This is a genomic window from Clostridium weizhouense, from assembly GCF_019431045.1.
In the GTDB taxonomy this organism is placed as follows: domain Bacteria; phylum Bacillota; class Clostridia; order Clostridiales; family Clostridiaceae; genus Clostridium; species Clostridium weizhouense.
This window is the reverse complement of sequence record NZ_JAHXPT010000003.1, coordinates 293,221-309,000: the sequence shown is the minus strand read 5'-3', so window position 1 is coordinate 309,000 and position 15,780 is coordinate 293,221. Positions and strand designations below refer to the sequence as shown.

Annotated in this window: 4 protein-coding genes; all 4 read left to right on the top strand. The window is 30.3% G+C overall.

What is annotated here, in order from left to right; genetic code table 11:
- The first annotated feature begins 7 nt into the window (after positions 1–7).
- From KYD98_RS05875 to KYD98_RS05860, 4 genes are read left to right on the top strand one after another with little or no spacing between them, the layout of a single operon-like run.
- Positions 8–7,870 (top strand): non-ribosomal peptide synthetase, encoded by a 7,863-nt coding sequence (locus tag KYD98_RS05875; protein ID WP_219778663.1) that lies wholly within the window; start codon positions 8–10, stop codon positions 7,868–7,870.
- Positions 7,867–13,386 carry a non-ribosomal peptide synthetase gene (locus KYD98_RS05870; RefSeq protein ID WP_219778662.1) on the top strand — a complete coding sequence of 1,840 codons (5,520 nt, stop codon included), beginning with the start codon at positions 7,867–7,869 and terminating at the stop codon, positions 13,384–13,386. Before KYD98_RS05875 ends, KYD98_RS05870 begins: the two co-directional genes overlap by 4 nt.
- Complete coding sequence (locus KYD98_RS05865) at positions 13,386–14,519, top strand: saccharopine dehydrogenase NADP-binding domain-containing protein (RefSeq protein ID WP_219778661.1); 1,134 nt, start codon at positions 13,386–13,388, stop codon at positions 14,517–14,519. The genes KYD98_RS05870 and KYD98_RS05865 overlap by 1 nt, the downstream gene beginning before the upstream one ends.
- Positions 14,516–15,589 (top strand): Gfo/Idh/MocA family oxidoreductase, encoded by a 1,074-nt coding sequence (locus KYD98_RS05860; protein WP_219778660.1) that lies wholly within the window; start codon positions 14,516–14,518, stop codon positions 15,587–15,589. The genes KYD98_RS05865 and KYD98_RS05860 overlap by 4 nt, the downstream gene beginning before the upstream one ends.
- Positions 15,590–15,780 lie beyond the last annotated feature (191 nt).

The window sequence follows — 15,780 nt, the reverse complement described above, 5'->3', positions numbered from 1 at the left end:
TAATTGTATGAAAGAGGGTACATTAATTAGTTTTGAAGAATTTCACAAGCAGATTAAAGAAATGTTATCAGATTCAATTGAATTTAATGATGATTGTAATTTAATTGAATTTGGTTTGGATTCATTGAAGATTATGAGATTGGTAAATAAATGGAGAAAAGCAGGATATAAGGTAACGTTCTCAAAGCTTATAGAAGAGCCAACTGTAAAGATGTGGTGGGAAATATTAGAAAATAATAAGAATGGTATAGTAAAAAATAAGAAAGATAAAGTAATAATAGAAAATAAAAATATGAATAATCCATTTCCACTTACTGATGTTCAGTATGCTTATTGGATTGGAAGACAAGATGACCAACCTATGGGGGGAAGAGGATGTCATGCATATTTAGAATTTGATGGGAAAAATGTATCACAGTATGCTTTAGAAAAAGCATGGAATAAGTTACTTAATCATCACTCAATGCTTAGAGCAAAATTTTTAGATAATGGACAACAACAGATAATGGAAAAGCCATTTTCAAATAAAATAGTAGTAAATGATTTACGATCATGTTCTAAAGAAGAAGTAACTATAGAATTAGAAAAAATAAGAAAGAATTTATCTCATCGTAAATTAAATATTGAAAAAGGCAACGTTGCAGGATTAGAGTTAACTTTACTTCCTGATAACTTTACAAGAATTCATTTTGATATAGATTTGCTTGTATGTGATGTACAAAGTATGCAGATTATATTAAGAGATTTAGCCAGTGCATATGCAGGATATGATTTATCACCTTCATCTGCTAACTGGAACTTTGCACAATATTTATATAATGACAGGAAAATAAAAGAAGACGACAAACAAAAAGCAAAAGAATACTGGGGTGAAAGATTAAAAGAGTTACCATTAGCGCCAGGACTTCCATTAAAAAACAGACCAGAAGAAATAAGAAAACCTACATTTAGAAGAAGAACTTTTAAGATAAAAAAAGAGCAGTGGTATTCTATAAAGAAGCAAGCTGCTACTAATCAGATTACACCTGCTATGGTACTTTTAACAGCATATGCAGAAGTGCTTAATTGTTGGAGCACAAATTCTAAATTTTTAATTAATGTACCATTGTTTGACCGTGAAACTGGAAATTCATATATAGAAGATGTGGTAGCAGATTTTACAAATTTATTATTACTATCTGTTGACTGCAGCCTAGAAAAAACATTTTTGAACAGATTAAGTGATGTTAAAGAACAATTTTATAATGATGTTTCCAATTCTTCATATTCAGGAGTAGAAATTCAACGTGATTTAGCACGTATTTATAAAGGAGAAGGAAACTTTGCACCAGTTGTATTTGCATGTAATTTAGGAACAAACCTTATTAATGAAGAGTTCCGCCGTTTGCTGGGAGATTTTTCTTATATGATATCTCAGACCCCACAGGTATGGTTGGATTTTCAAATTTATGAAATGAATAATGAACTTATGCTTGCTTGGGATGCTGTTGAAGAGTTATTTCCAGATAAATTAATTGATGAGATGTTTTCTGCATATGTATATTTTATTAATTATCTTGCAGATGATTTTAATGATTGGAATAAATATGCTACAGATATATTATTACGTTTACAAGAAGAAAAACGAAGAAATAATATTCCTAAAACATTACCAGAGCCATCTAAATGTCTGCATGAATCATTCTTTGAATTTGCAAAGAAAACTCCTGAAAAAATAGCTCTTATTGATGATTCATCTAACATTACATTATCTTACAGTGAATTGGCAGAAAGAGTTTTAAAGATAGCAGGTTTCCTTAAATCTATGGGAATTAAAGAAAACGATGCTGTAGGAATAACATTACAGAGAGGAATAAATCAAATAGAAGCGATTTTAGGAATTTTAAGCATAGGAGCATATTATGTACCAATAAGTGTAGAACAGCCAGATAATCGTCGTAGAATAATCCACAAAAATATTGGGATAAATTATGTGATTTCAGATACTAAAATAATAGATTCAATTATATGGCCAGAAGATAGTAATTTAATAAATATAGATGAAGTTAAAGATGCAGTTCCAATTGATAAAATAGCTTTAAGATCACCATATAATTCAGCTTATATAATTTTAACTTCTGGTTCTACTGGTGAACCTAAAGGTGTTGAAGTAAGCCACTATAGTGCATGGAATACTATATCGAACTTAAATGAAAAATATTCATTATGTGAAAATGATAGTCTTTTAGCAGTATCAGCAATAGACTTTGATTTATCAGTTTATGATATTTTTGGTATTCTTAGTGTCGGTGGAACACTAGTATTGGTAAAGGAAGAAGAACGTAGAGATGCTGATGCATGGCTTAAAAAGGTAATGAAGCATAAAATCACAATATGGAATTCAGTTCCTATACTTTTGGATATGCTTCTTGTGGCAGCTGAAGATAGCTATGAAAAACAATTACCTTTTAGGCTTGTAATGCTTTCAGGTGACTGGATTGGATTAGATTTACCAGAACGTGTTGATAATATTACGGATGGATGTAGATTTATTGCTATGGGAGGAGCAACAGAAGCTGCTATTTGGTCTAATATTTTTGAAGTAAAGCTTCCATTACCAAATGAATGGACATCAGTACCATATGGACATGCACTTCCTAATCAAGCATACAGAGTAGTTGATGAAAATGGAAGAGACTGTCCAGATCTAGTTCCAGGAGAATTATGGATTGGAGGAGCAGGTGTTGCTAAAGGATATAAAGGGAATGAACAGTTAACTAAAGAGAAATTTATTAAGTGGAATGGACTTAGATGGTATAAGACGGGAGATTTGGGAAGATTTTTAAGTGATGGAAATATTGAATTTTTAGGTCGTAAGGATTTTCAGGTTAAAATAAGAGGACACAGGATAGAACTTGGTGAGATAGAAAATGCATTAAGAAAACATCCAGATATAGAGGATGCTGTAGTTGTAGCTGATGGAGATGAAAGAGGTAATAAACATCTTGTTGGATATATAGTTGATAGTAAAAGAAAAGATTCATCTCTATATGAAGTTAAAAAAAATAATCATAAAGATTCAGAATTTATGTGGAAAGATATTCTTAAATTAAAAGAAGATGAAAATAAAAAGGAACTATGTAAAGAACTTGGAGTTCAGGAAGCAGCAATGTTTTGGGATGATATGGACTCTATAAGCTTAGCTTTTATTTTAAATACATTAAATGAGTTAAGATTATTTACTAAGATTGGTGAGAAGAATTCTTATGAAGATATAGTTAAGAAATTAGGAATTTGTGATAATTATAAAGATTTATTAAATCAATGGCTTCAAGTTTTAATTAAGAGAAATATATTAGTAATAGATACTGAAAATAATTATGTAAGTATTAAAGATTTTAAAGCAGAATTATATTCATTATCAAATTCTGTGAAAAGTAATTTAAAGCAGGAAAGAAGATATATTGAGCAGATTTTAGATTATGTTAAAGAAGTTGGCAAATATAGTATTGATCTATTAAGGGGAAAATTAAGTCCATTAGAAGTATTTTTCTCTGAAAATACTTCTTTATCTCCAGATAATCTTGTGGAATTTATGATTGGAACACAACAAAGAGATAATCTGCTACAAAAAATTATATTATTGTTAGCTGAAAAGAAAAGTAAGAATAAGCCAGTTGAAATTTTACAAATAGGTGCTAGAAATAGTAAGCTTACAAAATTTTTATTAGAGGTATTAGCTTCTTTTAATGTGAATTATACATGTACAGATAGTTCAGCTTTTTTTATAAATGATATGAAAAGAAAATGCTCTGATTTTTCTTTTATGAAATATGAACTACTTGACTTAAATGTAGATCCAGCAAAGCAAGGGTTTAAGAAGAATTGCTATGATATTATTATTGCTTCAGATTCTCTTCATAGATCAGTAAATATTGATAAAACTTTAGATTATGTTAAATATTTATTATCTTTAGGGGGAGTGCTATTAATATCAGAAATGACTATTAATAATAATCTACAGAAGGTAACGACTGCATTTATAGAAGAAGGATTTACAAAGTTTGAAGATGAAAGAGCAGAGAAAAGAGAGCCACTTATTTCACAAAATAAATGGATTGATATGTTAAAAGAAAGAAATTTTATTAACAGTAATGTATTTACAGATAAAAATGAAATTATGAATATTTTAGGCCAGCATATAATAATTGGACAATCAAACAATAAAATTAGATATTTTGAACCAAAAAGAATTTCTGATTTCATTAAGTCAATTTTACCATCATATATGATTCCATCAGCTTTTATATTAATTGATGAGATGCCTCTTACTTCTAATGGAAAGGTTAATAGAAAATCTTTACCTAAGTTTAATATATTTAAGGAAGCAGAGAATGAAAAATCATTTAGAAATCCAGAATCGTCAATCGAAAAATCTCTTGCAGAAATATGGTGTCATGTATTTAATATAGAAAAGGTGAGTATTGATGATGATTACTTTGAATTAGGTGGTGATTCATTAGTAGCAACTAAGTTAACTGGAATTATAAGAGAAAAGATGCAAGCTGAATTATCACTTACGGATATATTTGAAAAAACTACTATAGCAGAATTGGCAGAATATATTACTGAAATGAAAGATAAAAAAGATTTAAACAGTAAAAATAAAAATGATTTACTTAAGGTAGTTCCAGATATAGAAAATTTATATGAACCATTTCCGCTTACAGATGTTCAATATGCTTACTGGGTAGGTAGAAAAGGGATTTACTCTTTAGGAAATGTATCTACTCACTGCTATTTTGAACTTGACTGCCGTAATATAAACATAAAAAGACTTGAAAAAGCATGGCAGAGACTTATTGCACAGCATGGAATGATGAGATGCGTAATAGCAGATGATGGAACACAAAGAATTTTGGATAATGTGCCATATTATGAAATTAATATTTTTGATATGAATGATAAAGATGATGAATATATTAAAGTGCATTTAAAAGAAGTTAGAGATGAAATGTCACATCAGGTTATTTCTATAGATAAGTGGCCATTGTTTGATGTGAAGGCATCTAAATTTGGAAATGATGAGATGAGACTTCATATAAGCTTTGATAATCTAATTTTTGATGGATGGAGTATGTTTCATATCTTAAGTGAATGGAACAGACTTTATAAGGATGCTGATGCATATCTGCCAAGTCTTAATTTGTCATTTAGGGATTACGTTATGGCCTTAGAGGATAATAAAAAATCTGAATTATATAAATCAGATTTAAAATACTGGACTGATAGATTAGAAGATTTACCTTTAGCACCACAACTTCCATTAGATAAAAATCCAGAAGATATTTCAAAGCAGAGATTTTCACGTCTTGAAGGAAAACTCAATTGTGAAACATGGAATAGATTGAAAAATCGAGCAAAAGCTACAGGTTTAACTTCATCAAGTTTGCTTTTAACTGCTTATGCAGAGGTACTTGGCATGTGGAGTAAAAATCCTTGCTTTACAATAAATTTAACACAGTTTAATCGTTTGCCAGTTCACCCAGAGGTAAATTCTATAATAGGTGATTTTACTACTTTAACATTATTAGCAGTAGATAATAAGAGTGGAAGTACATTTCTTAAAAGAGCACAAAATCTTCAAAAGCAGCTTTTGATGGATTTGGATCATCCTTATGTTGGAGGTGTACAAGTACAACGTGAATTATCTAAATTATATGATGGACATAAGGGAGCAACAATGCCTGTTGTATTTACAAGTGGAATAGGAATAAATAAATGGAATGAAGATGAATGGGTTGGAAAACTTACTTATAATATTACTCAGACACCACAGGTATGGTTGGACCATCAGGTTATAGAGCAGGATGATGAATTGCTTTTAATTTGGGATTTCGTAGAAGATCTTTTTCCAGATGGAATGATTAATGATATGTTTGAAGCTTATTATAAAATTTTAAATAGATTAGCACAAGATAATTCAGTCTGGGAAGAAAGGACCTTAAATATTGTTGAGTTAAAAAAATCTGATATGAGAATTGAAGCTAACAACACTGATAAGGAAATACCAGTTGAAACTTTAGATAATATCTTTGTGAAAATAGCATCTGAACAAGGTGATAATATTGCAATAATTACCGATAAAGACAGATTTACTTATAAAGAAGTATTATCACGTTCAAATTATCTGGCATATCTTTTAAGAGAAAATGGAGCACTTCCAGATACATTAATTGCAATAGTTATGGAAAAAGGATGGGAACAAATAGTATCTGCATTAGGGATTTTAATGTCAGGAGCAGCATATCTGCCTATAGATCCTGAAAATCCAAAGGAGAGAATTTTACAGATTATAAATGATGCAGAAGTGAAGATAATTCTTACTCAGTCATGGTTGAAAGATAAGTTAAGCATGGATAAAGATATTCAAGTTATGTGTGTTGATAAATTAGAAAGAAATAATAATCTTGAAACTATTAAGCTAATTAATAAGCCATCTAATCTAGCCTATATTATATATACATCAGGATCAACTGGAAGACCAAAAGGGGTAATGATAGAGCATCGAGCAGTATTAAATACTATTTTAGACATAAATAAAAGATTTTCAGTGTCCTCTAAAGATAAAATATTGGCATTATCTAATATGAATTTTGATCTTTCTGTATATGACATTTTTGGCATTCTTACAGTTGGAGGAGCTATAGTTATACCAAATTCAGATAAAAGGAAGGATCCAAAGCATTGGATGGATTTAATTAAAAGAGAAAAGATAACTTTATGGAATACGGTGCCAGCTTTTATGCAGATGTTGATAGAATATTTGTCAGACAAAGAAAAGAAAATGGAAGGGTTAATTCGACTAGTATTATTAAGTGGTGATTGGATACCATTAGACTTATCATCAAAGATTAAACAATATTTTAATAAAGTAGAAGTTATAAGTCTTGGAGGTGCTACAGAAGCATCAATATGGTCAAATTCATATAAAATTGAGGATATTAATCCTAAGTGGAATAGCATACCTTATGGAAAGCCACTTAATAATCAAAAATATTATATTCTTAATGAATTTATGATGGATTGTCCAGAATGGGTGCCAGGGAAATTATATATTAGTGGAATGGGGTTATCCAAAGGATACTGGCATGATGAAGAAAAAAATAGGGGAAAATTTATATACCATCCTAAAAATGGAGAAAGGATATATTGTACGGGAGATTTAGGAAGATATCTACCAGATGGAAATATTGAATTTTTAGGAAGAGAAGATTCACAGGTTAAAATTGGAGGATACAGAATTGAACTTGGAGAAATTGAAGCTACATTGAAAGAAAATAAATATATAGAAAATGCTGTTGTAGTAGTAGAAGAATCATTAATTATTTCTGCAGCTGTATTAATTAATAAAGAATGTTTAGAAAACTTATCAGAAAGTGAAATAAAGGTATTTCTTAATAAAAAACTGCCTCAATATTTAATTCCCAATAAGATTATGATTTTAGATGATTTACCATTAAATGCAAATGGAAAGGTTGATAGAAAAAAAATCAAACAACTATTAATGGAATATAAGACTTCAACTCATGTAATACTTGATTCTCCAATGGATGAACTTGAAAAGGAAATAGAACAAGTTTGGACTGAAGTTTTAGGAATAAAAGAGGTTTCAAGAAACGATGATTTCTTTATATGTGGAGGAGATAGTCTAAAAGCTGTAAGAATTATTGGGGAGCTACAAAAGAGAAAAATATCTAATGTGAGATTATCATTAGATATATTATTTAATGCATCAACAATTGCGTTACTAGCTGAAAAGATTAGAGAAGATAATTCAAGCAAAACAAATATTAGTGATGCTGAAGAAGTTGAGGAGGGAACAATATGAGTATAACTGAGCTTATTGATAAACATGAATCACTTGGAATTAAGCTTTGGGTTGATAATGGCAAGTTGAGATTTAGAGCACCATCAGGTGTTATGAATTCTGAAAGAAAGGCAGAACTTATAGACCATAAGAGTGAATTAATTAAATATTTAAGTGATAAATCTAATTTTAATCTAATTTATGATATTAAAAATAAATATACAGCATTTCCACTTACTGATGTACAGACTGCTTATTTAGTTGGAAGAAATAATGTTTATGAATATGGTGGTGTGGGGTGTCATGCTTATATTGAACTTACTATGCCAGTAGTCGATAGGAAAAGACTTGAAATGGCATGGCATGCAGTAATAAAGAGACATGAAATGCTTCGTGCAGTTGTATTTCCTGAAGGATATCAGAAAGTACTGGAGGAAGTAAATCTTCCTCCTTTAAAAGAGCAGAACTTAAGAGGAGCAAATAAAGAAGAAGCTGAAGCAGCTATAAAAAAGGTAAGAGAAGAGCTTTCAACAAAGCAATATAAGACAGATGAATGGCCTCTTTTTGATCTTTTCTTAACAACATTAGAAGAAAACAGTATACTACATCTTTCTATAGATATGCTTATTTCAGATTTTGTAAGCGCCAATATATTATTAAAAGAATTAGATCATTTTTATTATGAACCTGAAAAAGAACTTGAGCCAATATCAATAAGTTATAGAGATATAGTATTGTTTGAACAATCTAGAAAAAATCATTTATTAGAAAAAGCAAAAAGAGAAAAGGATAAACAATACTGGATGGAAAGAATTGAAGGAATGCCAGAAGGTCCTGAACTTCCTATTAATGTAGAAAAAATCAATACAGAAAAGGTAATATTTGATCAATACAAGTTATCTCTAAGTAAAGAAAAATGGGAGAAAATCTGTAGACAAGCTAAACTTAATAGAATAACTCCATCTGTAGTAATACTTTCAGCTTATGCAGAGGTTATTGGATTATGGTCTAAGAAAGCTGATTTTTGTATTAACCTTACTTTGCTAAATAGACCTGATATCCATGAAGATATAAATAAGGTAATAGGAGATTTTACTGTAGTAGATGTTTTTCAGGTTCAAGGAGAAAGTAGAGATACATTTGTTGAAAGAGCTAAGATAAATCAGAAGCGTTTATGGAATGATCTAGAGCATAGTGGTTTTTCGGGGGTTGAGGTTCTTCGTGAAATGCATCGTCAGCGTAATAAAAATGTAATAATGCCAGTAGTTTATACAAGTACTATTGGTGTAGGTAACAGTAATGCTATAGATGGTGAGTTTATGAGGAATTCTACTGTAACCTATAAGATAAGCCAAACACCACAGGTGTGGATAGACTGTCAGGTTACAGAAGAAAATGATAGGCTTTGTGTAAATTGGGATGTGAGAAATGGAGTTTTCAAAGAAGGAGTAATTGAAGATGCCTTTGAATCATTTAACCAGTTAATAAATAGGTTGGCTGATGGTGAAAAAACTTGGAATTCTCAGAGTGTAGCAGAGTTACCTTTTTATGTGAAAGAAGTTCGTGAAAAAGTGAATGATACTTTAGCACCAGTTCCAGAAGGATTACTTCATGATAAATTTTGCAGTAATGTAAAGAATAATCCTAATAATATTGCATTAATTTGTAAAGAGGGAGAATTTACTTATAGGGATTTATCAGAATATGTTATATCAGTGCAGAAAGCTTTAATAGAAGAGGGATGTTTAAAAGGAGATATTGTAGGAATAATACTTGAAAAAAGTATTTGGCAGATAGCATCGGTTCTTGGTGTATTGCTTGCAGGATGTACTTATGTACCTATTGATGCATCTCAACCTGTATCAAGACAAAATTTAATTTTAGAGGATTCAAAAATAAGATATGTTATTACAAATAATAAAAGTTCAAAAGAAAAATATAAATCTAATATTTCTTTACTTAATGTTGAAAATTTACAGCCTGTTAAGATGTCAGATATAGAAGCTATTAGCAGAGAGTCATCTGATCCAGCTTATATTATTTATACTTCAGGAAGTACAGGAAAGCCAAAGGGAGTTGTAATAAGTCACCGTGCAGCCTTGAATACTATATCTGATATTAATTTTAAATTTCAAGTAGATTATCATGACAAAATCTTAGGTGTGGCAAATTTAGCCTTTGATTTATCAGTTTATGATATTTTTGGAATATTAAGTGCAGGAGGAACTTTAGTATTGCCAGATCCTGACCATGTAAAAGAAGCTAATCATTGGGTAGACATGATAGTTAAATATAAAATAACATTATGGAATTCTGTACCAGCACAGATGGAGATGCTTATATCATGCTTGAAAAGTAGAAATAATAAAGAAAAAGTAGAACTTAGATTAGCTTTATTATCTGGAGATTGGATTCCTATAATATTACCAAAGGAAATGCAAAGTCAATTTCCAAATATTAAGATAATAAGTTTGGGAGGAGCTACAGAAGCTGCAATCTGGTCAATATATTATCCTATAAATAACAATACTGAATATGAAAAAAGTATACCTTATGGTATTCCTTTAACTAACCAAAAGTTTTATGTATTAAATGAAAAATTACAGCCTTGTCCAAATTGGACAGCAGGTAATCTATATATTGGAGGAGAAGGATTAGCATTAGAATATTTAGGGAATAAAAAATTAACAGAAGAACGATTTATAATTCATCCGGAAACTAAAGAGCGCCTATATTATACAGGTGATATTGGAAGATATCGTTCTGATGGAATTATAGAATTCTTAGGGCGTGAGGATACCCAGATTAAAATACATGGGCACAGAATAGAATTAAGTGAAATTGAAAGTGTTCTTCAAAAACATCCGTTGGTATCAGCAGCAGTAACAATAGTAAGTGGAAATAATCCAAGTGAATATAAATTGGCTTCATTTGTTCAGACTAAGAAACTTTCTTGTAAAAATTTAAATCATGAAGATGATGTTATGAACAATATATGCTTTGAAGCAGGAGAGAAGTCTAGTCAATCAATTGATAGAAACCTATTTACAAAATGGATTGAAAATGCAAATAAAACTACACTTTCAGATATTATGAAAACTTTATTTAATGCAGGACTTTTTAAAGATGAAGAATGTACACATACGCTAGAAGAAATTAAGTTGGCTTTAAAAGTTTCAACACAATATCATCAATTAATAAGACGATGGTTAAAAGCATTATGTGTTGAAAAGTATTTATCATATGATGAAACGAAAGCTGAGTATAGTTTATTAAATACGTCTATAAGGAATAGTGACTTTGAGGAATACTGGAAAGAATGGTATAAGGTTGAGGAAAAAATTAAATATGGAAATAAGCTTATGGATTATTTTAAAGAGTCAAGCATAAATCTACCTAAGCTTTTAACAGGAGAAGTTGATTCTTTAGAATTACTTTTCCCAAAAGGAAGTTCAGATATAGCAATGTCTGCTTATAGAGATAATTTAATTAATAAGTGTATGAATAATGTTGTAAAAGAAGCAGTTTTGTTTATTGCAGATAAATATAGTAAACTCAATAAAAATAAAACTATAAGGATTTTAGAAGTGGGTGCAGGTGTAGGGGGAACTACGTCTGAAATAATTCCAATATTAAATAATTATAATGTTGAGTACCATTTTACAGATATATCTACTTTTTTCTTAAACAAAGCTCATGAAGCTTATGGAAATTATCCATGGGTAAGTTATGGTTTGTTTGATTTAAATAAAGAATATTGGAAACAGGGATTAACTGCTTCTTCATGGGATATTATTATATGTGCGAATGTATTACATGATGCATATGATGTTCCTTCTGCACTTGCAACCTTAAAGGAACTTGCAGTTCCAGACGGAGAGCTTATAGTAATTGATGCTATTGATGAAGCATATTCATTATTAACATCATTGGAATTTAAAGGTGGTTTAACAGGGTTTACTGACTCAAGAAAAGGAAAAGATCAAGTATTCTTTGAACGTGAAGAATGGATTAGTATGTTTTCAAAAGCAGGGCTAAAAGTTATATCTTCTTATCCAGAAAAAGATGATAAGCTTAGTTTAGGTGGACAAGGAGTGTTCATAACAAGGTTTGAAGCAGAAAATGAATCAGTTTCGGTAGAGGAATTAAAAGAGTTTATAGAAAATAATCTTCCACAATATATGGTGCCAGGACACATTGAAGTAATACCTAAATTACCTTTAACTAATAATGGGAAAATAAATCGTAACATCTTAAAAGAACGTATAGAAAATATGGAAACTTTTATATCAGTTACTGGAGAAGAGGTTAAAAATGATCTTGAAGCACGTATTGCTAGTATATGGGCAGAAGTATTAAAACGAGATAAAATTTGGAGAAATGATAATTTTTATGAAATTGGGGGCGATTCATTACTTGTTGCTCAAGTTGTAGCAAAGATGAGAGATAAATTAGATGAAGCAATGGAATTAGAGTGGGACAGGCTTATGTTAGAGATAATAAGAAATCCAACAGTAGCACAGATATCAAAGGTTTTGATTGATAATAAGTTAGAATCAGAGAAAAATATGAGAGGTGATAAAAATGATCATAAACTTCCATATGTTGTTTTTGCAGAATCTAAAGATTACACTAAATGCATGAAGGTACTAATGGCTGATGCAACTGGGCTTCTTACACCATATAATTATATATTGCCATATTTAATAAATGATAAAAAATATAATGAAGCTATTGTAGGTTTCTCATATGAAAGTACAGATTTATATAACGTGGAAAATTGTGAGAATTATATTTTGACTTTAGGTGAGGAATATGCAAGAGCTTTATTAAAGTCTGGTGCCAGTGAGTTTGAAGTAATAGGATACTGTATGGGGGGATTGGTTGCTTTGGAAACAGCAAGAGTTCTTTTAGAATCAGGTGCCCATGTTAGGAGAGTAATAACAATAGATACTGGTATAAATGAGCATGATATGGAAAGTGAATTATTAATGGAAAGAGCTTTTGGTACAGGGATTGGTGCAGATATGTATAAGGCAGGACATATTATTGAAAATGATATTCTTAAAAAAGCTCTTGAAAGTATTAAAAAATCTAATAATAATATACTTTCAACAGAAGCTTTATGCTCATTAGATGGTGAATTCAAAGAAGTTGGAGAGTGTTATAGAAAACTTGCATCTAAGTCTAAAGAAGAACGTTTATTAAAGATATTTTCAACTGTATCCTTATTAAATGGAGAAAGTATGAATTACAGTCTTGATAAGATTAAAACAATGTACAAGGTATTTTGTTGCAATTTTAAAGCTGTTAGAGAATATAAATCATATCCATATATGGGGGATGTACTTGCATTAAGATGTGATGATAAAGGAACAGCATTTTTACCGATTGAAGATTTAAAATGTGAATCATTCTGGGAGGAAATAACTATGGGAGATTTAAAAATTAAATATATTAAAGGGGATCATATGACATGTATTAAGCCGCCTAATTCAGATTCGTTATCAAGACTGCTTATCGGAGGGGATAAGTAATGAAGTCGTCTGTTGTAGGAATACTAGGATATGAAGGTTCAGTAGGCAGAATTGCCATGAACCTTCTAAAAGAATCGTATACAATAAGAGGAGGGCAACGTAGTTTCCCTAAAAATAAGGAATACAATGTAGATTTTCAGTGGATGAAAGTAGATGCGTATGATGAAGATTCATTAGATAATTTTTGCAGTGGCTGTGAAGTGATTCTTAATTGTGCAGGACCATCATACTGTATTGGTGATAGGGTGGCAACAGCTGCTCAAAAGGCTGGTGCTTATTATGTAGATGTATTTGGAGGAGATTTTTTAGAAAAATCTCTAATAGAAAAGAATTATAACAAGAAAGGTACCTTTATTATAAGTGCTGGTAATTTCCCCGGACTTTCAGCTATTATACCATGTTGGTTAGCCAATCAATGTTTTGAAAATGTAGAGAAATTGGAGATATTTTCAGGAGGAATTGAGAAATCCACTTGGAGTGCATGTGCAGATGTTTTATTAAGTTCAGTTTCAGGCTTTGGTACTCCAGATTCTATGTTTAGAGATGGTTCAATCATAAAAAGTAATCATGAATATGAAGATAAAGTATTTATCCCAGGATTTAAGCAAGAAGCATATATACAGGATTTTATTAATTATGAGACTGTGAAACTTGCTAGAACATTAAATTTAAGAGAAGCAAGATGGATTAATATTATAAATAATAAATTAGTTAAAGATATTATGGCAAAAGCTTGTGGCAGATTGATAATAGATAAAAGTAGAGAAGTATTAAATGAAACTGTCTCTAAAGTAAATGACTTAATTAATATGTCTATAGATACTAATAAACAATGGTATACCATGGTTGTTGAAATGGAAGGAACAATTGATAAGGAGAAAAAAAGAAAGCGTGTCATATTACGTTGCTCAAACAGTTATGAATTCAGTGGAATTGTTGCAGCATTGGCAGTGGAAAGAGTTCTTGAAGGAGATATTGATAATGGAGTATACTGGTCATTTGAATGTTTAGACTCAAATAAAGTGATAAAAAAATTACTTAAAACAAAAGCAGTTGAAAGGATTAATATTATTGATATTCCACCTAAAGAATCAGAGAGTAACTTAGAAGAAATGGAAGAGGGGATGCTATGATGAGTTTAGAAAGACCTTTAAGAGTAGTTGTTTGTGGCACACGATTTGGTAGAGTATATCTGCGAGGAATTGAAAAATTAAAAGATAAATTTAAACTAGTGGGTATATTAGCAAGGGGGAGTGAACAAGCAGCTAAATGTGCTAGTGAATATAATGTTCCTTTGTATACAAGCACTGAACAATTAACTAAAGAAAATGTTGATATAGTTTGTGTTGTAATAAGATCTGCTGTGCTTGGAGGAGCAGGAACAAATATAGCAGATCGATTATTATCTAAGGGAATTAATGTAATACAAGAACATCCTGTACATTATGAAGATGTTTTAAGATGCAGAAAAACTGCACGAAAATTTGATGCTTATTATGAGGTTAATAGTTTTTATCCTAATCTTAAGACAGTACGTAGATTTATTGATGTTACTAGAAAAGTATTAAAGAAAAGTGAAGCTATATATATTGATGCAGCATGTAGCATGCAGGTCTTATATCCTTTAGTGGATATATTAGGAAAAGCTTTGGGAGGATTTAGACCATGGTCTTTTAAATTAGATAATGATAATAGTGAAAAAAATCCATTTAGCTCACTAAGTGGAGAGGTTAATGGAATTCCTATAAATTTAAGAGTAATGAACCAGATGAATACAACTGATCCTGATAATCATACACATCTTTTACATCGAATCGTTATTGAAACTACTATAGGAAGTGTTATTCTGACAGATTCGAATGGAATTGTATTATGGAATCCTACTATGTATGTGCCACAGAATGAAGATGGTGTTCTTGATTTATATGGTGAAAATGAATTTTTGGATTTTCAGGTTACAGAACTATTATTACCTATAGAAAAAAGGTCATATAGAGATGTATATAACAATTTATGGCCAGAGGGAATTGCAGCTATGCTGGAAGAATTCAGAGATAAGATATTAAATTTAAAAACTGATAATCAATTAGCACAGTATGAGTTGGTAGCATGTCAGGTATGGAAAGATATTGGTGAAAAATTAGGGCCCGCAAAGATAATTAAAGGGAAGAATTTATATCCTGTATTTTTAAAAGATTTATAAAGAATAATTAAATTTAACAGCAATTTTGGCTTTATAAATTGTGTCCCATTTCTTAGTTTCGCGTGTTGTAGTAGAGTATGCACTCAGATTCTTTTTAGAAGATATAAAATATTCGTTAAGACGAAGGATTTGTACATGTATTTTTAATATTTTGTGACAAAAATATTTTACATTTATGTGATCTGCGGTAT

What these genes read in the sequence shown, in the direction of transcription:
- KYD98_RS05870 (WP_219778662.1), top strand. Translation starts at nt 7,867, where the DNA reads ATGAGTATAACTGAGCTTATTGATAAACATGAATCACTTGGAATTAAG.
- KYD98_RS05860 (WP_219778660.1), top strand. Translation starts at nt 14,516, where the DNA reads ATGATGAGTTTAGAAAGACCTTTAAGAGTAGTTGTTTGTGGCACACGA.
- KYD98_RS05865 (WP_219778661.1), top strand. Translation starts at nt 13,386, where the DNA reads ATGAAGTCGTCTGTTGTAGGAATACTAGGATATGAAGGTTCAGTAGGC.
- KYD98_RS05875 (WP_219778663.1), top strand. Translation starts at nt 8, where the DNA reads ATGAAAGAGGGTACATTAATTAGTTTTGAAGAATTTCACAAGCAGATT.